The sequence below is a fragment of the Yersinia sp. 2542 StPb PI genome (assembly GCF_048593855.1).
Classification (GTDB): Bacteria; Pseudomonadota; Gammaproteobacteria; order Enterobacterales; family Enterobacteriaceae; genus Yersinia; species Yersinia enterocolitica_E.
The window spans coordinates 1-19,164 of sequence record NZ_JAZGQA010000045.1; the positions used below are offsets into that span (position 1 = coordinate 1).

Genomic DNA, 19,164 nt, shown 5'->3' on the forward strand with positions numbered 1-19,164 from the left:
GTAGTAACGCGAGTGAATAAAATGCAGTTGTTACTGATAGGCGTGCCAGATGAGTTAAAAATTATCCATACTTTCAATATAAGATGGTTTTTTATGATTTAACTATAAATGTCAAAAAATGTGATCCACGTAAATAGAACAATGTTCCATTTTTGATATTATGCCGCTTTACCATAGTGTAACTGGCTTTTTTAAATCGATAATAACCTAAAACCATTTTAATCTGGCGAGCATTAATAACTAAGGATCATGTAATGCCAATTAACTTTACCGATGATTTTCCCTGACTGGGCGGTGCATTGAGATTATGACTCGCCACCCTTAAATTGGCTGATATCCAGCCGATGAAGTTTTACTTTTCGCCATAAGGTTGTGCGGCCTATCCCTAATAAGGTCGCCATTTCATTTAGCTGACCTTGGCACACCAGTGCCGCACGAATAATGGCCTGTCTTTCTAATTCTTGTAGTGATAAGACAGGCTGAGGTTGCGGCATCTCCGGTTCTAATAACAGCCTCTCCCCCAGTAGATGCTCTGGCAAATCATTGAGGTTAATGCGGTTATTGCGGCAAGCCATGGCGGCCCGCTCCACCACACTTTTCAGTTCCTGATCATTTCCGGGCCATGGGTATTGGCATAACTGACGGATAACACTCTCATCTGGCTGGTATTGGCAGTGGAAATGTTGCCCAATGCTTGCCAATGTATGCTGTACCAGTGGGGGGATATCCTGTTGACGCTGACGCAGTGGTGGAATATGTAATTCGAAAGATTGTAGGGTATAAAATAGCTGGCGGCGAAAACGCCCTTGTTTAACCAATAAGGGCAAATCTGCCCCGGTGGCGGTAATAATTCGGACATCGACTGGGATCACCCGATTAGAGTTGACCCGCATTACCATGCCAGTTTTGACGATTTGCAGCAGAGCTGACTGCATTTCCGGCGACAGATATTCAACTTGTTCCAGATATAAGGTGCCACCGTTAGCCAGTTCAAATTTGCTGGGTTGGCCGGATTCCCCTTCACTGGCATCACTACCAAGAAATTCTCGCGCCATGAAATTTTGTGGCAATGCCTGACAATTTAAGACGATATAAGGGCCATCGGCGCGATTGCTGGCATTATGGATTGCTTGCCCCAGCTGCTGTTTACCGACCCCTTCTTCCCCGTGCAGTAAAATCGGATGCCGGCCTTTGGCAGCCTGCTTGCCATAACGCACCAGGCGGCGCATTTCTAGTGAAGCAACCGGCATATCATCAAAAGTACAATTAGCCCCCCCTAATTGGTTGTGCACCATTTGCCGCAGTAATTCTTGTGGATGGAGTAATGCAATAAAGCCGCAGCGGTTACCATCTGGGATGGGTTTGAGGGTTAAGAGAGCCGGAATAAATTGCTGCTGATTCTCAAAGGTCACCTCGACGTGGCTGAGGGGATTACGGTGTAAAATGGCGTGGGTCAGTAAGGAGGGTAAGGTCAGCAAATCTGTGACCGGCTTGCCGAGGCTACTGGTTTCATCTAGTTGTAAAATAGCCGCAGCACGACGATTGAGATACAGCAGGCAACCGCGTTGGTCCCATGCCATGACACCATCGTCCACACCATCGAGTAGGGCATTGAGTTCATTCAGATGACGGTTAGTTTCTGCTAATAAGCTATCTGCGTGGAGATAATTGCCAATTTCGCGGGCGATAGCCAATGTCAGAGGCAAATCACTTGCCGCATGTTCGGTGAGCAGGCTACCTAAAACAATGACCGCCCGTTGGCGGCCACTGTTGTCATACACCGGAGTGGCGCAAAAGCGCCACGGATGCAGCGCCTGTTTAAAATGCTGCTGGCCACTGACTTGTATCGGGTTGCCTTCAGCAATTGCCAGCGCCGGGGCATTGGTACCCATTAGCCCTTCTGCCCAATAACTGCCGCAATCAATCCCTAACGCCTGTAGCTGACTTATCGTTTGCGGATGCCCGCATTTCCATAGAGTACAGCCACTTTCATCCAGAATCAGCAGCACACAAGGGCGTGATTCCATATATTCGTAAGCATCTTCCAATGCCGCCTGACCTAATACCAGCAAGTCATTTTTGCGCTGACAAATTGACTGGAACGTCGCACCCACGGCCCGGTGAGGTACTCGCCATTGGTGGGCTTGCATCAATTTTTGGCAGCGCCGCCAGGAGTCGGCTAATGCAGGGGTGGTCACCGGTTCAGTGTTGCTCATTGAGCGCCTTAGAACCCGGATGTCGCCAATGGATCTGCCCTGGCAGAATCAGTTGATTCTGCGCCAGTGCTGATTCAGCAATCAAGCTGGTGATCATCTCAAAGCTGTGGCGTGCCAGCCCTTGGCAATCTTGTGCGATGGTATCTATTTTCAACGGCAGGCAGTCAAACAGATAGTGATCGTCAAAACTGCATAAATGAATCTCACTGTCCATTAATTGATGCTGATTGAGATAGCGCAGTACACCTTCTAACAACCCACAGGCGGCAGTAAACACCGCTTTGGGGGGGCGGCCTAATTGGGCACAGAGTTGGGCAATCATTTCATAACCGGAACTGGGTAGGTAATGGCCATTTAGGACCCACTCAGGGCGGCAGGTAACTCCTGCCTGTTGCAGCCCCTGCTGAAAACCAGCCAGCCGATCGCGTGTAGGGGAGATGCGTGGCTGACCACCAAGAAAATAAAACTCATCAGGATGTTGGCGGGCAACGTTTTCAACCAGTATGGCGGTGGAGGCTACCGAGTCAGTGATAACCAGCGGCAAATCTGATTCACCAATTAATCGATCCATCTGCACCACTGGCAGGCGGGCATTGATCTTTTGATATTCGCTGTCATTGAGCTGGCTGGAGGCGACAATCAGGCCATCGACCTGACGTTGAACCAGGCTATTGACCGCCATCATTTCCTGGCCGGGATTCTCATCGGTGCAGGCAATCAGTAGCTGTAATCCAGCTTCGCGACACAGCATCTCCAGCTCACGTGAAATCAGGGCAAATCCGTGATTGGTCATCTCCGGGACCACCAATCCTATGGTGTGGCTGCGGGTTGAGCGTAGAGAACGGGCGTGGAAGCTCGGTTGATAGTTATGTTCGTTGGCCAAGGCAATTATACGATCCCGCGTTTCATCGGAAACACGATACTCCTTGCTACGCCCATTGAGCACCAAACTGGTGGTCGATTTCGACACACCAGCCAGTTTGGCAATATCGTTAATGGTAATTCGTTTATGATTTTTCACAGGTTATTGTTTTTCACTGAGTGAATCTGTCGCCTTGAAAGATAGTTCATTCTAACATGGGCGAAGACAACAACCAGTGTTGCAGACACAGTTCAGCATTTCCGTTAAAGATTGCTATCGGGTCTTCAGTCGGGAAGTAGCATGTAGTCATTACCGCCTCTCCCTGATTGATAAATATCTCTATGCTGCAACTATCGCAGAGCAGTTGTAACTGCTGCAATTGGCCGCGCCAATAACGGAACTCTTGCAGCCCGGTACGCAGATTGCGGCGGCTTAGTGTGATACGTTCACCATCCCATATCAGCATCATTTCATCGCCTAATTCGAGGATAAATGGCGCACTAACCTCGACTATCATTTCAGCACTGCGGATGGAGAGTGCCGGTGCCTGTTGAGCACGACCTTGCCACTGACGATGCTCACGGCGCAATGCCTGCAATTCACGCGCGGGTCGTTGAATGACTTTGCCGTCAACCAGACTCAGCTCTCGTGGGCAGGTCATGGTATGGATCCAACCATGGGCTACGGTGGGTTGATACAACTCATCTTCATCCGGGATGCCCATCCAGGCGAATAACAGGCGGCGGCCATCTGCGGCCAGCGTGGTTTGTGGCGCGTAGAATTCGAAGCCGAGATCCAGTTCGTGGAAATCCTGATGGGTGAATGCTGCCTTGGTATAATCCAACTGGCCCAGTAAATAGCCAGCCTGGAAGGTATTACGGTAACGCTCTGCTTCAGCGGCGATGCCCTGCGGGCAGAAAATCAGCACCTCTTGATCCGCTAACCTGAACATGTCAGGGCATTCCCACATATAGCCAAACGGGCCTAATCCACCCAGACCAGAACCGGCAATTTCACCCAGATTGTGCCATTCACGTAAATCATCGGAGCGTAATAGCAGCACTTTCCCTTGCAGTTGCTTATCCTGCGCGCCTAAAACCATGAACCACTGACCGTCGTGCTGCCAGACTTTCGGGTCGCGAACATGGCCGGTATAGCCCGCAGGTAATGGGAGCACTGGCCCTAATTTGTCGTATTCCCCTCGTTCATTCTCCTGTGCCAGACATTGGAATGCGGTGCGCGAACCATCAGGATATTTCACATTACCGGTGTAAATCAGCGTGATTCGGTCATCAGCAATGACGGCAGAACCTGAGTAGCAGCCGTGGCTTTCATATTCTTCACTGGGTACCAATGCGACAGGCTGATGCTCCCATTGAACCAGATCGACACTACGCCAATGGCCCCAGTATTTACTGCCATGGCGGCAATCCAACGGGTTCCATTGATAGAATAAATGGTAATAGCCAGCATGATAAATAAACCCGTTGGGATCATTCAGCAGCCCGACACTGGGAGCCAGGTGCCAGCCTGGCCGATGAGGGTCACGCGATGCGCGGATTTGGCCACGCATCACTGCCAGCGTAAGTTGTTTTAGCAAACTGACTTCTTGCATTATTCGCTGTCCGTTTTGTACTTAAGCAGTAGAGAGATAATAAATGCAGCGCCAAATGCAATAACCAATCCAATCAGATAATTAACAATTGAATTGCCTTGTACGATAGCGATGCCCGGGATGCCGGTTAAGCCCACCGCGGTCATATTGACATGATTCGCGACGACCCAAGCGCCTCCTAATGCACCACCTGCCAGCGCAGCAAGGAAGGGTTTGATAAAGCGCAAATTAATCCCAAAAATAGCCGCTTCGGTAATACCAAGCATGGCAGAAAATGCCGATGGGATGGCGATGGCTTTAATTTTAGCATCGCGGGTCTTAAAGTAGACCGCCAAACAGGCTCCACCTTGTGCCACGTTTGCCATTGACCAGATGGGTAACAGGAAATTGACCCCGATATTCGGATTACCCAATAGCCCGGCCTCGATGGCGTGGAAGCTATGATGGATGCCGGTTATCACTATCACGGAATAAAGCCCACCAAACAGTAACCCGGCCAGCCAACCAGCATGGGTAATCAGAGTGCTAAGTACCAGCGAGATCCCATCCCCCAACACTCGTCCGGCAGGGCCGATAAATAATAGTGCAACGAAGCCAGTAATGATTACGGTCAAAAAGGGTGTGAGGATCAGGTCCAGCGCATCAGGTATCACTTTGCGCAGGCGTTTTTCCAACATACTCATAAACCACACTGCCAGTAGCACCGGGAATACAGTGCCCTGATAGCCAATCATCGCCACCTCCATACCGAAGAAATTCATAGTATGGAAACCGCCCGCCACTCCCCAGGCATTGGTTAGCGCTGGGTGCGTCAAAATGCCGCCCAGTGTTGCCCCCAGATACGGGTTACCGCCAAACTCTTTGGCAGCGGTGAAACCAATCAAGATAGGCAGAATGATAAAGGCAGCGGAGCTGAACATATCCAGCATGATAAACAGCGCGCTGTCAGCATCGGCCCAACCATAGGTTTTCACCATGCCGAGCAAGCCCATTAACAGGCCGGACGCCACAATTGCCGGAATGATCGGGACAAAAATATTAGATAGCAGGCGGGCAATGCGCTGGAACGGGTTGAGTTTACGCGCGGCCACAGCGGCAGCTTCAGATTTACTGGCTTCGTTTACACCTGCCACCTTGATAAATTCTGCATAAACTTTATTGACCAGCCCGGTACCGAAAATAACCTGTAACTGCCCGGCATTGCTGAAGCAGCCCTTAACGCCATCGAGTTTCTCTACCGCTGATTTTTGCACCAAAGAGTCATCTGCCAGCACCAAACGCAGGCGAGTGGCGCAGTGTGCAGCACTGACTATATTCTCTTTACCACCAAGCAATGGGAGCAGAGCCGTTACGGTCTCATTGATATTCATGATATCCCTCGCAAATTTATTTTGATTCCTGCATGCCGAGGATCGTCACGGCAGCAGGCGGTATTCGTCGTGATTACCGCGGTGAGCAATAGTTAGAACCAGGTTTCCATTTGGATACCAAAGTTCCATTGCCCACCGGCGGCAAAACCATCTTTACCGAAGGAATCATCCTTGGCGTAGTTATCCAGATCTTGGCTCCAATCCATATAGGTGGCGAACACCCGTATTTCTGGTCGGCTGAAGAAATTACTGATATCACCGGCTTTAAAGGTTGGGGCGAAGGTCAATTTATAGAAACCGCCACTGACTTTGTGATAATCCTTATAGCCTTGTGGGTCCAGGTTCATGTACTGATAACTACCTTCATAAGCCAACGCAAAGTTCTCGGTGATTTCTTGAATCAGGCGGGTATTGAATGTTATCCACTTATAGCTATCGCCCGAGACATAACGATCCTTACTTTGTTGCGCCAATATTGCTGGGGCCAGACTCCAGTTTTTACTTAATGCGGTGGTGCCGTAAGTCGCCAAACGCCAGGTATCTGCGCTGCTGGTTAAGTTGCCATCGGACCCGATAGATTTTACTTCAGCCCCTAAACCATGGCCGTACAGCAGCGCGGTTTTTGACGTACCATCACGTAGCCCATAGAAGCTGTCACCGTGATAGGCCAACATGCTGTGAATACCTTTATCTGTGGCATTAGTATTAACGGTTTCACCGCTATTTTGGCGCGCCTCATTATCTTTGGCGCGCAACCCGCTCACCATCCACTGGAAGGGGCCGCTATAGTTATTGGCAGTGAAAATATAGCTTTGAATATCGCTATTAACATTCTCGATCTCACCATAATTACGGCCATATAACGAGAAGTTACTCTTCAGGTTATCGGTCCATTTGATGTCATAAATACCGCCACCGGTACCGGCAAGGAATACCACGTCGGAATCCAGCCAGTGAATATCGAAGTTATCGCGATCGAAACGTTTACCGGCCCACAATGTACTGTCTTTAAAAATACCGTTAAAGGTTGGCAGGGTGCCCAGTTCGACAAATGCCTGGCGCACATTGAGGTCACTACTGTCGGCTGTCCAGTCGTTATAGCTGCGCTGACCATCTGCCAGCATTACTTTATAGCGGGTGGTGGCACCGTTATCCAGCTTCTGCTTTTTCTCCAAATTGACTTCGACATAAGTGTCAGGCTCATTACCCAAGCGGCCAACTGCCCCTCCGGTACTGCCGGCTGGCGAAACATATGGGCCACCTTGGGTGCCGGTGCCAGAGTCGTTCATTAGCAGGCCGGAACGGGCATAACCATGAAACTCAAAACCGTTGCCATCCTGTGTTTTGCTTTCCAGTTTATCTGTGCGCTTAGCCACCTGAACCGTCTTTTCTTCTGCCTGACGCGTTCGAGTTTCCAGCTTTTGTGCCTGTTTTTCGGCAATTTCGGCGCGTGTTTCTGCATTTTTTGCCCGTTGTTCCGCTTGTTGCAATCGTTGCTCCAGCGCATTGAGGCGGGCTTCAATATCCATGTTTGAGGAAGACGAGGGTGAGGCTGCAGAGGTGGTTGTCGCTGCACAAGAAAGGATAAGTCCTATTGATACAGCAAGATAGCTTGGTTTTATCATCATTTTATATCACTCGGTATGTGATTGATTGTATTTGTGCTAAACAGCTAAACCGGTTTTTCATGGCTAACATAAGGGGGATCCTTGGGGATTAGCAAAACATTTTGCTAACCCGATTCAGCTATTGTGATCCAGACTGCAAAGTGCATGACTTTTTGAGGCGAATAAGGCGATGAGCAGGAAGAAGGCGCGCGCGATAATGCATGTGGCAGGCGCTAACATGCTGGGTGTTTAGCAAAAAGAGTGACAGGTAAGAGGAGGGGCGGATGCCTGCCTGTCAAAGGCGACATCCTAAATGGTTCATGCAGAGGAGGATTTATGCAGTTAGTGGTCGGGTTGGAGAAAATGCCGCAACTGTTGAGCATTAGGTAACGCAGTCATTGCTCCTTTAGCGCTGGTGGCTAAAGCACCACAGGCTTGCGCCTGATCGATGGCGGCGGTGAGATCTGCACCTAAATGCCAATTCGGTAGCCGTGCCAATGCTGTCAGCAACCCAGCGACAAAGGCATCACCCGCGCCAGTCGTGTCTATTGGGGTGATTTTCCTACTCGGGTATTTTTGCAGACGATGGCGGTTATGTACCCAAACGCCATCGGCACCCAGTGTTACCAGTAGCAATTTGCAGCAATAGTCGGCCATCAACTGTTCCATTGCGCCAGCAATATCCTGATCTGGGCAGATAAAGTTCAGTTCTTCCAACGACAGTTTCACCACATCGGCCAATAACAGCGCCTGTTGCAGACAGGGGAGCAACGCTTGTGGTTCGCGCCAGATATCGGCACGGATATTGGGATCAAAGCTGACCCAACCACCGTCGGCTTTCATACGGCGCATCGCCTCAAAGGCGGCACTACGGCTCGGCTCTTGGCTTAAGGCAATAGAGCACAAATGCAGCCACTGATTGCTTTTAAATTCAGGTAAATCATCTGGTTGTAAGAATAGATCGGCACTCGGTGTCACCATAAATGTAAAAGTGCGTTCGCCATGCTCATCTAAATCCACCACAACTGTAGAGGTATGGTGCAGCGGATCCTGTGTCATCGCGTGGGTATCGACGTTTTCCTGTTGTAATATCTGCTGCATAAAACGACCAAAACTGTCTTGCCCAACCCGGCCAATAAAGGCACTTTTACCACCCAATCGGGCGATGCCGACCGCCACATTGGCAGGTGCGCCACCTGGACACTTAAGGTAATTATTTGAATTTTCAGGAACTAAATCAATTACAGCATCACCTAAAACCCAAATGGTATTTTCCATGATAAACCCCTGTTTTCTTCAATCCTATTTGCTGCTAAAAGTAGAAGAATCGGTTTAGCAAAGCAACAAAATAATCCGTTATAGTAAAAAACAGTGCTAAGCCCCAGACCCTGATTCGCAATACTCTCCCTGCATGGTTTTTCTTTATATAAATGATAATCATTATTGTACATGTATTGTGATATACGAATATGGGCCAGATTACCCTGAGACATTGAGCAACATTGCCTGGATGATGGATGGGTATTTGAACTGGGGGGTAATAGCGCAATTTACGGTTTTAAACGCTAATTATGTTCAACTGTGCGGAAGGATGATTCGCTTAAATAGATGTTATCTGCCAGCAGATGAGCTAGTGATTTATTTTTTTAGATGCAATGACAAGGTTTAATAACATAATGAAAGTGAAATATAATATCGCAGTATTAAACTCAACCATTATCGAAGAAAATAATAATTGAGTTTGTACCGCGTCATTTAATCAAGGTGACGATTCAACGTTTGATAATTTCTCTCCGGCAAAGGCAACTTTATTCCGGCCATCTTTTTTGGCCCGGTAAAGTGCTTCATCCGCGGCTTTAAGCGAGGAGGCCAGATCATAGGCTTGCAGAGGAGAAATACCTGCGCTCAATGTCACGGTTGTAGAAACCTTATGGTTAAAAACATGTGGAATATCAAGTCCTAAAACCCGTTGGCGCACGCGCTCAGCCAACTGGCTTGCATACTCTTCACTCACATGAGTCAGTAGCACTAAAAACTCTTCGCCACCGTAGCGCACCACGATATCCCGTGAACGAACAGCATCACGGATAGCCGCCGCAACACGTACCAGTGCTTGGTCCCCCATCGTGTGACCATAGTTATCGTTATAAGCTTTAAAATGGTCGATATCGAGCAACAATACGTAATGATTGCCGGGAGACTGAGCCAGCAGTGTTTCAAGTTTATTCTCCAGACCACGGCGATTATACAAACTGGTTAAGGGGTCTATCATGCTTAAATCACTGAATTTTTCCCTTTCATTATAAAGGCGTGCGACAAGTTTTCGGGTAAAGTCATCGCTACGACGTAGCATCAAATGATGTAAGGAGAAACCAATCAGTGGCAGCATGATGGTGAATACAATACGGAAAATATTTTGAAAATCGTCGAGTAAAATAACGGTTAATGCTGCTGGTGCACTGTGTAGACAAAAAGCAAGGAAATTATCAGACAGGGCTATGGTGCTGATAAAGAAAATCGTAAACAGGCTGAGTAGTAAGTAGTTATTTTCATTATTACCCAAATATTCGTATTTAAGAATGATTTGCCAGGCCCAAAGCAGGCCCATGATTATTGAAAATAAATTCAGTTTATTGGCATAATTCTTCGAAATAAAAATCAGATAAGCTGCGGTACTCAGGCTGATAACCGTGATCAGTACTATCGGTAATGTCACTGCTGGCGTTTCAGGTGACGGTAATATCATACTAAAAATAGCAGACGACGCATTAAGAAATAAAAAAAGCAGTAAAGAGAGCCGATGCTTACTTTTCAGAAGCTGATCGTAGGAATGGCTATTCATATTCAATTCACTCTGCATAATGTCGTGCTGTCAGTAGACAAATAAACAATATCCTCATGAAGCCCTATTATTTAGGTATCACGATAAATAGTTTTTCTTAGTAATTATTTTTGTTTGAAGCGTTTTAGTATCGTTTTAGGAATTTTCTTAACCAAAATTACCATTTTTGTTTCAGCCTGTCATCATGATGTTTCTTAACTTGATGTTGTCGCTGTCTGTCCGCTGCTAACAACTTCATAGTGCAGACTGCGACAGAGTGATATATGATATTGGTTATCATTATCACTTGGGGCCATTATTATGATTACAGCCAGATTAGCCGCTTATCGCTGGTGTGGGATCAGTGGATTATTGAGCCGTGGTATGTCTAGTGGTTGGGGGATATTGCTGCCTTTTGCTTTACTGCCGGTTTTGGGATGGGCAGATATCACCGTCGGTCAGTTACGTATCCTGATTGTGCTCGCCATGCTGGCCACGGTTAGCATGTTGTATCACGCGCGGTTACGGCATTTCTTATTGCTGCCATCATGTCTGGCGCTGTTGGGTGGCCTGACGGCGGTGTTAATGCACAGTGGGATGCATTGAACCCAATCGCATTGGCTGAATTTTCTGTATTACAGGCATTTACGTGTATTTCAGGAAGAGGTCCTGCCAGAAGAGAGGTATTACTGTGCTTTTGAAATCATTGTGGTGCGAAGGGAGGGACTTGAACCCTCACGTCCGTAAGAACACTAACACCTGAAGCTAGCGCGTCTACCAATTCCGCCACCATCGCCCAAATGATTTCTTACTGCTTATATCCGTCATACTTCAAACTGCATCTGCGTTGGCTGCCTTTGTTCACCCCAGTCACTTACTGGTGTAAGCTCTTGGGAGTTCACTCGTTTGCCGTCTTTCTGCAATTCGAATTATTTTGGGTATATCTTAAAAAAGTAAAGCTTAGGATTTATATCACCAGCTTGGTGCGAAGGGAGGGACTTGAACCCTCACGTCCGTAAGAACACTAACACCTGAAGCTAGCGCGTCTACCAATTCCGCCACCATCGCATGTGCTGTGCAATATAAATCTCCCCTCGTACTTGAAGCCACAGGCTATTAAACCTCAATCACTTACCGCAGTAAGCCTATCTGGGTTGGTTTGCTGCCTGCAATGCCAATTACGTTGGGGATATACTACGAATCGCCAAGAAAAGTATGTTTGGTGCGAAGGGAGGGACTTGAACCCTCACGTCCGTAAGAACACTAACACCTGAAGCTAGCGCGTCTACCAATTCCGCCACCATCGCGTACCGGAACATCACTTTTATAAAGCAACTACGGAGGCGAATTCTAGAGATTTTCACGTTCAGGTCAATACTTATTTCCCCTAAGCGGGACGTTTGCTGTAAAAAGCATCATATGTTGAGCAATTGATTTGATTACAGAAGTATTTTTAGTTTTTAACGCCCGCTTGGTCGTGTTGGTGATAACTGTGGATAATCGGAAAACAGTTCAATCAGCCAGTCAATCAGCACTCTTACTCTAGGGGCAAGAAAGCGCCCCGCAGGGAACATAATAAACAGCGGCATGGCCGGTGGTGGACAGTGGGGCAACACCTCAATCAGTTCGCCTTGGGTTAATTGGCCCTGAATACCTGGCGTGGGAGCTTGAATCAATCCCAGGCCTGCGACACCGGCTGCGATATAAGCATCGGCACCATTGACACTCAAGATGCCAGGTAACGTGCGGCTTTCAACTTTCCCCTGATAAACAAATTCTAATGGGTAATCACGGCCATTCATCTGTGAAAAATAACCCACCGCTTGATGGCCGGCCAGGTCGTCGAGGGACTGCGGAACACCATATTTGGCGAGATAAGCTGGTGACGCACAGGTTATCTGTGGTTGCTGACCAATATTACGTGCTGCTAATTGCTCATCATGGGGCAGCCATGCACGCAAAACACAATCGACACCTTCACGCATCAGGTCAATGGTACTGTCATTCGCGCCGAGAATCAGCGTGATATGGGGATAACGCTGATAAAAGTCATTTAGTGCGGGGATAACCACATTGCGGGCTAGCGAATGTGGCATATCAATGCGTACTTTCCCTTCCGGTTGCAGCCGCTGATGGCTGAACAGCGAGTCAGCCTCTTCAAACGCCGACAGTAATTGCAAACAACGCTGGTAATACAGTGTGCCTTCCGCGGTGATATTCACTTGCCGGGTGGTGCGCACCAATAAACGCACGCCTAAGCGCTGCTCTAACCGTTTTAAGGTATGGCTGACCGTTGCGCGGGGCAATTGCAGTTTCTCCGCCGCGCGACTGAAGCTACCTAATTCAACAATACGGACAAATATCCGCATAGCTTGTATTTGGTCCATGATTGCACTCGTCCATTGTTGGTGTTTTTTGAACAGTAATGAGCAATCTGCATTATTTATCTTTCCTCGCTAAACAACCACACTTTCTTCCGACATCATTAACGGGGAATATCACAATGCAACAACGTCAATTAGGTTCGAATGGCCCACTAGTCTCAGCGCTGGGGCTTGGCTGCATGGGGATGAGTGACTTTTACTCCACCAATCAGGACGTGAATGAATCCATTGCGACGTTACATCGCGCGCTGGAGTTGGGGGTGACTTTACTCGATACCGCTGACATGTATGGCCCATTTACCAATGAGGAGTTGGTTGGACGCGCCATTAAAGGCAAACGTGATCAGGTCTTTCTGGCCACTAAATTTGGCATTGTATGTGATCCGACTGACCCGACAGTGCGGGGCGTCAGTAGCCAGCCTGATTATATTCGTAAGTCTGTTGACGGTAGCCTGAAGCGGTTGGGTGTTGATGTTATTGACCTTTATTACCAGCATCGTGGCGACCCGAGTGTACCGGTTGAAGATGTGATTGGCACTCTGGCTGATTTGGTCACTGCCGGTAAAATACGTTATATCGGTTTGAGTGAAGTCTCAGCGGCAACATTAGAGAAGGCCCATCAGGTGCATCCAATTACCGCAGTACAGAGTGAATACTCACTTTGGACCCGAGATGTGGAATCTTCTGTATTGGCGACCTGCGAACGGTTAGGTGTGGGTTTTGTGGCTTATAGTCCTCTGGGGCGCGGTTTTCTGACCGGAGCGTTACGCCGCCCGGAAGATCTGGCTGCTGATGATTTCCGCCGTCATAACCCGCGTTTTCAGGGGGATAATTTTGCCATGAATCTGGTATTAGCTGATGCGGTGGTGGAAATGGCGCGCACGAAAGGGGTTAAACCCTCTCAACTGGCGCTGGCCTGGGTATTGGCGCAGGGGAAATATATTGTCCCAATCCCTGGGACCAAACGGCGTGCTTATCTGGAAGAGAATCTGGCGGCACTCGATCTGGCACTCAGCCCGCAAGAGCTGGCAGCACTGGATGCAGTATTCCCGTTCCATGCCGCAGCGGGTGAACGCTACGGCGTGGAAGGGATGGCCCATCTTAACGCCTAGTTTTAACGTTTTTTCTTGGCGTCTCGTGGCGCACGCCCGACAGTTGCCTGATACACCTTAAAACGGCCATTCTGGGCCAGCACTTCATGGCTGCCAAATGCCGCATCCAGCAGTGCAGGGTAAGGCAGGAAGGAGTTCGCCACTATCCGCAATTTACCACCGACATGCAGGTGAGCAGTTGCGCCGCGGATCAACAATTCCGCCGCAGTCAGACTGGTTTGAATACCATCATGGAACGGTGGATTCGAAATAATCATCTCGAAGCGGCCTTTAATGTCGGAATAGACATTGCTGGCAATCACCTGCGCGTCGATGTTATTCGCCGCTAATGTCGCTCGGCTGGCTTCAATAGCGGCCGCAGAGACATCACTCAGAGTCCATTTGATTTTAGGTGATTGCTGCGCCAATACAGAGGCCAGCACACCTGCACCACAGCCGACATCCAGCACATTGCCTTTAAATGGCTCACTGAACGTAGACAGTAACAGATGGCTACCGGAGTCCAGCGAGTCACGGCTGAATACGCCGGGCAATGTTTTAACTGTCACATCGCCCACCTGGTAACTTTCCCACCAGGCATCGGCATCAAATTCCGGCTGTTTATCCAACCGGCCATGGTACAGACCGCAACGGCGGGCGCTGTCGATTTTAGTCAACTGCGCAAATTCAGATAACATTTCTTCTGCACTGCGCACGCCACTACGGTTCTCACCCACCACAAAAATATCGGTACCGACAGGCAATAACGAAAGGAGATTAGCCAATTGGAACTGGGCTTCCTGTTTGCTTTTCGGCCAGTAATAAACCAGCGTATCGCAGTTAGCCACCATGTCGGCAGTGGCCAAAAGACCGAATTGCACATTCTCTTCCAGCGTATTGCTCAGTAATTGCCAGTGGTGATATTGATTGGTATGAACCCGTACCCCGGCTGCATCAAACTGCGCTGGCAGCGCATCTTGTAAATCACCGGCAAACAACACATGGCGGGCTATAAATTCATCACTATGGCGCAGTATCACTTCACTGGCTGGGGTTAATGCTGACATCAGTCTTTGGCTCCTTAATAATATGATCGGGGATTATAGAGGTTTGTTGGCGCATGTTCGATGGGTTTGCTAGCATAGCGTCGAAATACGGGTCGCTCTGACAGGAAATGGCATGGCATCAAGACGAGACTTGCTGTTACAACAGCTAGGCATTACGCAGTGGACATTGCGCCGCCCGGCCGTCTTGCAGGGTGAAATCGCAGTTCGTTTACCCGAAGATACCCGCCTGCTGATTGTGGCACACCAGCTTCCTGAATATGATGATCCCCTGTTGTGTGATGTGTTGCACAGCTTGGGTCTCACGCCGCGTCAGGCTTATGCGCTGACGCCGGACAGGGTTGCAATGTTGCCGGAAGATACGCAGTGCAACAGTTGGCGATTGGGCATCAGTGAACCGCTTGCGGTCGCTGGCGCGCAGTTACACAGCCCGGCATTGGCCGGACTTTATCAAGACGCGAGCGCTAAGCGCGCACTTTGGCAGCAGATTTGTCACCATGAAGCAGATTTCTATCCTGACGCCAGCCGATCTGGCCACAGCGTACAAAATTGAGCAAGCCAGCCACGCTTTCCCGTGGACGGAAAAAACCCTGGTCAGTAACCAAGGGGAGCGCTATCTCAATTTTAAGTTGAGTGTCAGTCAACAAATGGTCGGTTTCGCCATTACCCAAATGGTGTTGGATGAAGCGACGCTGTTTAATATCGCCATCGATCCGCACTATCAGCGGCAGGGGTATGGCCGTTTACTGCTTGAACATCTGATTGAGCAGTTGGCAACACGTGATATCGTCACTCTCTGGCTTGAGGTGCGGGCTTCAAACGCACGGGCTATCGCCCTCTATGAGAGTTTAGGCTTTAACGAGGTTTCTGTGCGGCGCAACTATTACCCGAGTGCCGATGGGCGTGAAGATGCCATTATGATGGCGCTGCCGATGGGATAGCCCCGTTTTGCCGATTGTCAGTCGTGAATAATGACTGTTTGTTTTGAATAACGACTGTTTGTCTTGAATAAATTGTCTATCTCGCATAAATCAGAGAAAATACCGCGCTATAGCCACTTATACCCGACGTGATAGGAGTTGCCGCTAAGCCTGCTGCAATTTCCAATAAGCAGGGTATAGCGCCACAATCAATGCCTCGCTTTGCCTGACCCGCATATCAATAGGATATGAGGCCCAGAGCAGGGCGGCTTAAAAGTAGAAATCTCAAATTATGTCTCCAAGTGAATACGCACTGGAAGTCGCGAAAAGACGTACTTTCGCGATCATTTCCCACCCCGATGCCGGTAAAACCACCATTACCGAAAAAGTGTTGTTGTTCGGACACGCAATTCAGACCGCCGGTACGGTAAAAGGCCGTGGCTCAAGCCATCATGCCAAATCAGACTGGATGGAAATGGAAAAGCAACGCGGGATCTCCATCACCACCTCGGTGATGCAATTTCCGTATGGCGGTTGTCTGGTTAACTTACTCGATACCCCGGGGCATGAAGACTTCTCCGAGGACACTTACCGTACTCTGACCGCCGTGGACTGCTGTCTGATGGTGATTGACGCGGCAAAAGGGGTTGAAGATCGAACCCGTAAGCTGATGGAAGTAACCCGTCTGCGTGATACACCAATCCTCACTTTTATGAACAAATTGGACCGCGATATTCGTGATCCGATGGAAGTGCTGGATGAAGTGGAACGTGAGCTGAAAATTGCTTGTTCACCAATCACCTGGCCGATTGGCTGCGGTAAGTTGTTTAAAGGGGTTTACCACCTTTATAAAGATGAAACCTATCTCTATCAGACGGGTAAAGGTCACACCATTCAGGAAGTGCGCATCGTCAAAGGGCTGAATAACCCAGACTTGGATGCGGCGGTAGGTGAGGACTTGGCTAAACAGTTCCGTCAGGAACTGGAACTGGTACAGGGGGCTTCTCATGAATTCGAGCATGATGCTTTCTTGTCTGGTGACTTAACGCCGGTGTTCTTCGGTACCGCTTTGGGTAACTTCGGCGTCGATCATATGTTGGATGGTTTGGTTGAATGGGCTCCGGCCCCGATGCCACGTAAAACCGATACCCGTGAAGTGGTTGCGGCTGAACCCAAATTTACCGGTTTTGTGTTCAAAATTCAGGCAAATATGGACCCGAAACACCGTGACCGTGTTGCCTTTATGCGGGTAGTTTCTGGCCGTTTTGAGAAAGGGATGAAACTGCGTCAGGTGCGAACCAAGAAAGACGTAGTAATTTCAGATGCACTGACCTTTATGGCTGGTGACCGTTCTCATGTAGAAGAAGCTTTTGCTGGCGATATCATTGGCTTGCATAACCACGGTACCATTCAAATTGGTGATACCTTCACCCAAGGTGAAGATATGAAGTTCACCGGCATACCGAACTTTGCCCCTGAATTGTTCCGCCGTATTCGCCTGCGTGATCCATTGAAACAGAAGCAGTTGCTAAAAGGTCTGGTTCAGTTGTCAGAAGAGGGCGCGGTGCAAGTGTTCCGCCCGTTGACCAACAACGATTTGATTGTTGGCGCAGTCGGTGTTCTACAGTTTGAAGTGGTCTCTTCACGACTGAAAAGTGAATACAACGTGGAAGCGGTGTATGAATCAGTTAACGTCTCTACCGCCCGTTGGGTTGAATGTGATGACGTGAAGAAGTTCGAAGAGTTTAAACGTAAGAATGAGGTTAACCTGGCATTAGATGGTGGTGATAACTTGAGCTATATCGCCCCAACGATGGTAAATCTTAATATTACGCAAGAACGTTACCCGGAAGTGAATTTCCGTAAAACCCGCGAACATTAATCACCCGCCAAGCCGCACTCTATCGGGGTACAGGGTACCCCGATTCATTAATTCTCTTCACTATTTCCTCCTTAGGATAACTCCTACTTAATCATAAAAATCCGGCTTTAGGGCGATTCCGACTGTATTTATTCTGAGATGCTCTATCTTTATAGGTACACGCAGGATTGACGTGCATCAATTTTAGGTCAAATAACCTGTAGTAATCGTAAAGTATTCATCAACTGGTCACCTCTCTGGGTGGCGTAAAAATCCGTAAGTTTGGGTGTTATAACAAGTTAAGTTTCATAACCCTTTACGGTTTATAACGACAAAGGAAGAAATCGATGACAAATACAAAATTTGCCCGTTCAATGATGGCTGTTGTCTTAGGTACTGCACTTATGAGTGGTAGCGTGTTCGCTGAAGACACCATGCTCAATAAGACAAACAACGTCGTAGACAGCACTGGCGCGAAACTCGATAGCTCCATGAAGAAAGTCGATAACTACATGGGTGACAGCGCTGCAACAGCTAAAGTGAAAAGCGCTCTGTTGGAAGAGAAATCTCTTAAAAGCACTGATATCTCTGTTGAAACCAACCATGGTGTGGTCACTCTGACTGGTTTTGTGACTTCTCAGGCTGAAGCTGAAACTGCCGTTGAAATTGCTGGAAACGTTGAAGGCGTTAAATCTGTCAGCGATAAGCTGCATGTGAAAGACCAGAAATCACAATCAGTCAGTGAATATGCTGGTGATGCTGCAACAACCAGTTCAATCAAAGCCAAATTGCTGGCTGATGACATCGTACCCTCACGTAAAGTGAAAGTAGAAACCACCGAAGGTGTGGTGCAGTTATCAGGTAGTGTTGAGAATAAAGCTCAGTCCGAACGTGCTGAAAGTATTGCTAAAGCCGTTGATGGCGTGAAAAGCGTTAAAAATGATCTGAGCATCAAACCTTAATTATTATCGGCTGATGGGTATTTCGTGAGGGAGAAATACCTTACGGAATAAGCTTTATAAGCCCGTCAGCCAAATAATAAATCTGTTAATAATGCGACTTCTGTTAAACGCACTACTGTTAAATAGACAGAGAGAGTTAAAAACGCTGTTTTTAACCTAAGTGTAGAAAGCCATTTTTTAAAACGGGAAGGAGAGGCTTATGTTTCGCTGGGGCATTATATTTTTGATTATTGCTTTAATCGCTGCGGCATTAGGTTTTGGTGGGCTAGCCGGTACGGCAGCCTGGGCCGCAAAAGTCGTCTTTGTAGTGGGTATTGTCCTATTCCTCATCAGTCTGTTTACAGGCCGTAAGCGCCTTTAGTCAGGCGAGAGGGTTACAGCAAAGGGTAAG

General features: G+C 48.3%; 16 protein-coding genes and 3 tRNA genes. 7 read left to right on the plus strand and 12 right to left on the minus strand.

The window, feature by feature from the left end:
* Positions 1 to 305 precede the first annotated feature (305 nt).
* The 7 genes from dhaR to V1952_RS08080 all read right to left on the minus strand — a co-directional run bounded on the left by dhaR (position 306) and on the right by V1952_RS08080 (position 10,530).
* Positions 306 to 2,216: a dihydroxyacetone kinase operon transcriptional regulator DhaR gene (gene dhaR / locus V1952_RS08050; protein WP_372557931.1), complete on the minus strand. Its 1,911-nt coding sequence runs from the start codon at positions 2,214 to 2,216 to the stop codon at positions 306 to 308.
* Positions 2,203 to 3,237: a LacI family DNA-binding transcriptional regulator gene (locus V1952_RS08055; protein WP_372557932.1), complete on the minus strand. Its 1,035-nt coding sequence runs from the start codon at positions 3,235 to 3,237 to the stop codon at positions 2,203 to 2,205. The genes dhaR and V1952_RS08055 overlap by 14 nt, the downstream gene beginning before the upstream one ends.
* A gap of 46 nt (positions 3,238 to 3,283) precedes the next feature.
* Positions 3,284 to 4,693, minus strand: coding sequence for a glycoside hydrolase family 32 protein (locus V1952_RS08060; RefSeq protein WP_372557933.1), 1,410 nt, complete (start codon positions 4,691 to 4,693; stop codon positions 3,284 to 3,286).
* Entirely contained in the window at positions 4,693 to 6,063 is a 1,371-nt protein-coding gene (locus tag V1952_RS08065) for a sucrose-specific PTS transporter subunit IIBC (RefSeq protein ID WP_032907263.1), read from the minus strand. Before V1952_RS08065 ends, V1952_RS08060 begins: the two co-directional genes overlap by 1 nt.
* Before the next feature lie 92 nt (positions 6,064 to 6,155).
* Entirely contained in the window at positions 6,156 to 7,691 is a 1,536-nt protein-coding gene (locus tag V1952_RS08070; protein ID WP_420074589.1) for a carbohydrate porin, read from the minus strand.
* A gap of 321 nt (positions 7,692 to 8,012) precedes the next feature.
* Entirely contained in the window at positions 8,013 to 8,948 is a 936-nt protein-coding gene (locus V1952_RS08075) for an aminoimidazole riboside kinase (RefSeq protein WP_420074590.1), read from the minus strand.
* 481 nt (positions 8,949 to 9,429) lie between these two features.
* Complete coding sequence (locus V1952_RS08080; protein ID WP_372557937.1) at positions 9,430 to 10,530, minus strand: GGDEF domain-containing protein; 1,101 nt, start codon at positions 10,528 to 10,530, stop codon at positions 9,430 to 9,432.
* A gap of 282 nt (positions 10,531 to 10,812) precedes the next feature.
* Between V1952_RS08080 and V1952_RS08085 the strand changes: the two genes are divergently transcribed.
* Positions 10,813 to 11,097: a DUF1435 domain-containing protein gene (locus V1952_RS08085; protein ID WP_372557938.1), complete on the plus strand. Its 285-nt coding sequence runs from the start codon at positions 10,813 to 10,815 to the stop codon at positions 11,095 to 11,097.
* 103 nt (positions 11,098 to 11,200) lie between these two features.
* Here V1952_RS08085 and V1952_RS08090 read toward each other — a convergent pair.
* From V1952_RS08090 to V1952_RS08105, 4 genes are all read right to left on the minus strand, one after another.
* Positions 11,201 to 11,287 (minus strand) — tRNA-Leu (locus tag V1952_RS08090).
* 185 nt (positions 11,288 to 11,472) lie between these two features.
* Positions 11,473 to 11,559: transfer RNA gene (locus V1952_RS08095), tRNA-Leu, on the minus strand.
* A gap of 152 nt (positions 11,560 to 11,711) precedes the next feature.
* Positions 11,712 to 11,798 (minus strand) — tRNA-Leu (locus V1952_RS08100).
* Between the two features lie 153 nt (positions 11,799 to 11,951).
* Entirely contained in the window at positions 11,952 to 12,878 is a 927-nt protein-coding gene (locus tag V1952_RS08105) for a LysR family transcriptional regulator (RefSeq protein WP_420074591.1), read from the minus strand.
* A 116-nt stretch (positions 12,879 to 12,994) separates the two neighbouring features.
* Here V1952_RS08105 and V1952_RS08110 point away from each other — a divergent pair, with 116 nt between their 5' ends.
* Complete coding sequence (locus V1952_RS08110; RefSeq protein ID WP_420074592.1) at positions 12,995 to 13,987, plus strand: aldo/keto reductase; 993 nt, start codon at positions 12,995 to 12,997, stop codon at positions 13,985 to 13,987.
* A 2-nt stretch (positions 13,988 to 13,989) separates the two neighbouring features.
* On the opposite strand, the gene rsmC is transcribed toward V1952_RS08110, so the two are convergent.
* The gene (rsmC, locus tag V1952_RS08115; RefSeq protein WP_420070895.1) at positions 13,990 to 15,033 is read right to left on the minus strand and encodes a 16S rRNA (guanine(1207)-N(2))-methyltransferase RsmC; all 1,044 of its coding nucleotides are present in this window, start codon (positions 15,031 to 15,033) and stop codon (positions 13,990 to 13,992) included.
* Between the two features lie 112 nt (positions 15,034 to 15,145).
* Here rsmC and V1952_RS08120 point away from each other — a divergent pair, with 112 nt between their 5' ends.
* From V1952_RS08120 to V1952_RS08140, 5 genes are all read left to right on the plus strand, one after another.
* A complete protein-coding gene (locus V1952_RS08120; RefSeq protein WP_372557941.1) occupies positions 15,146 to 15,583 on the plus strand; it encodes a DNA polymerase III subunit psi in 438 nt (145 codons plus the stop codon).
* Positions 15,528 to 15,971, plus strand: a complete 444-nt coding sequence (rimI, locus tag V1952_RS08125) for a ribosomal protein S18-alanine N-acetyltransferase (protein WP_083160698.1) — start codon at positions 15,528 to 15,530, stop codon at positions 15,969 to 15,971. The genes V1952_RS08120 and rimI overlap by 56 nt, the downstream gene beginning before the upstream one ends.
* 271 nt (positions 15,972 to 16,242) lie before the next feature.
* Positions 16,243 to 17,832 carry a peptide chain release factor 3 gene (gene prfC, locus V1952_RS08130; RefSeq protein ID WP_005191790.1) on the plus strand — a complete coding sequence of 530 codons (1,590 nt, stop codon included), beginning with the start codon at positions 16,243 to 16,245 and terminating at the stop codon, positions 17,830 to 17,832.
* A 326-nt stretch (positions 17,833 to 18,158) separates the two neighbouring features.
* Entirely contained in the window at positions 18,159 to 18,773 is a 615-nt protein-coding gene (osmY, locus tag V1952_RS08135; protein ID WP_372557942.1) for a molecular chaperone OsmY, read from the plus strand.
* A gap of 199 nt (positions 18,774 to 18,972) precedes the next feature.
* A complete protein-coding gene (locus V1952_RS08140; RefSeq protein WP_004876076.1) occupies positions 18,973 to 19,134 on the plus strand; it encodes a DUF1328 domain-containing protein in 162 nt (53 codons plus the stop codon).
* Positions 19,135 to 19,164 lie beyond the last annotated feature (30 nt).

Coding starts and splice junctions, on each gene's coding strand:
- V1952_RS08085 (WP_372557938.1), top strand. CDS start 10,813: ATGATTACAGCCAGATTAGCCGCTTATCGCTGGTGTGGGATCAGTGGA.
- V1952_RS08120 (WP_372557941.1), top strand. CDS start 15,146: ATGGCATCAAGACGAGACTTGCTGTTACAACAGCTAGGCATTACGCAG.
- V1952_RS08060 (WP_372557933.1), bottom strand. CDS start 4,693: ATGCAAGAAGTCAGTTTGCTAAAACAACTTACGCTGGCAGTGATGCGT.
- rimI (WP_083160698.1), top strand. CDS start 15,528: ATGAAGCAGATTTCTATCCTGACGCCAGCCGATCTGGCCACAGCGTAC.
- V1952_RS08070 (WP_420074589.1), bottom strand. CDS start 7,691: ATGATGATAAAACCAAGCTATCTTGCTGTATCAATAGGACTTATCCTT.
- V1952_RS08105 (WP_420074591.1), bottom strand. CDS start 12,878: ATGGACCAAATACAAGCTATGCGGATATTTGTCCGTATTGTTGAATTA.
- prfC (WP_005191790.1), top strand. CDS start 16,243: ATGTCTCCAAGTGAATACGCACTGGAAGTCGCGAAAAGACGTACTTTC.
- rsmC (WP_420070895.1), bottom strand. CDS start 15,033: ATGTCAGCATTAACCCCAGCCAGTGAAGTGATACTGCGCCATAGTGAT.
- osmY (WP_372557942.1), top strand. CDS start 18,159: ATGACAAATACAAAATTTGCCCGTTCAATGATGGCTGTTGTCTTAGGT.
- V1952_RS08110 (WP_420074592.1), top strand. CDS start 12,995: ATGCAACAACGTCAATTAGGTTCGAATGGCCCACTAGTCTCAGCGCTG.
- dhaR (WP_372557931.1), bottom strand. CDS start 2,216: ATGAGCAACACTGAACCGGTGACCACCCCTGCATTAGCCGACTCCTGG.
- V1952_RS08080 (WP_372557937.1), bottom strand. CDS start 10,530: ATGCAGAGTGAATTGAATATGAATAGCCATTCCTACGATCAGCTTCTG.
- V1952_RS08075 (WP_420074590.1), bottom strand. CDS start 8,948: ATGGAAAATACCATTTGGGTTTTAGGTGATGCTGTAATTGATTTAGTT.
- V1952_RS08065 (WP_032907263.1), bottom strand. CDS start 6,063: ATGAATATCAATGAGACCGTAACGGCTCTGCTCCCATTGCTTGGTGGT.
- V1952_RS08140 (WP_004876076.1), top strand. CDS start 18,973: ATGTTTCGCTGGGGCATTATATTTTTGATTATTGCTTTAATCGCTGCG.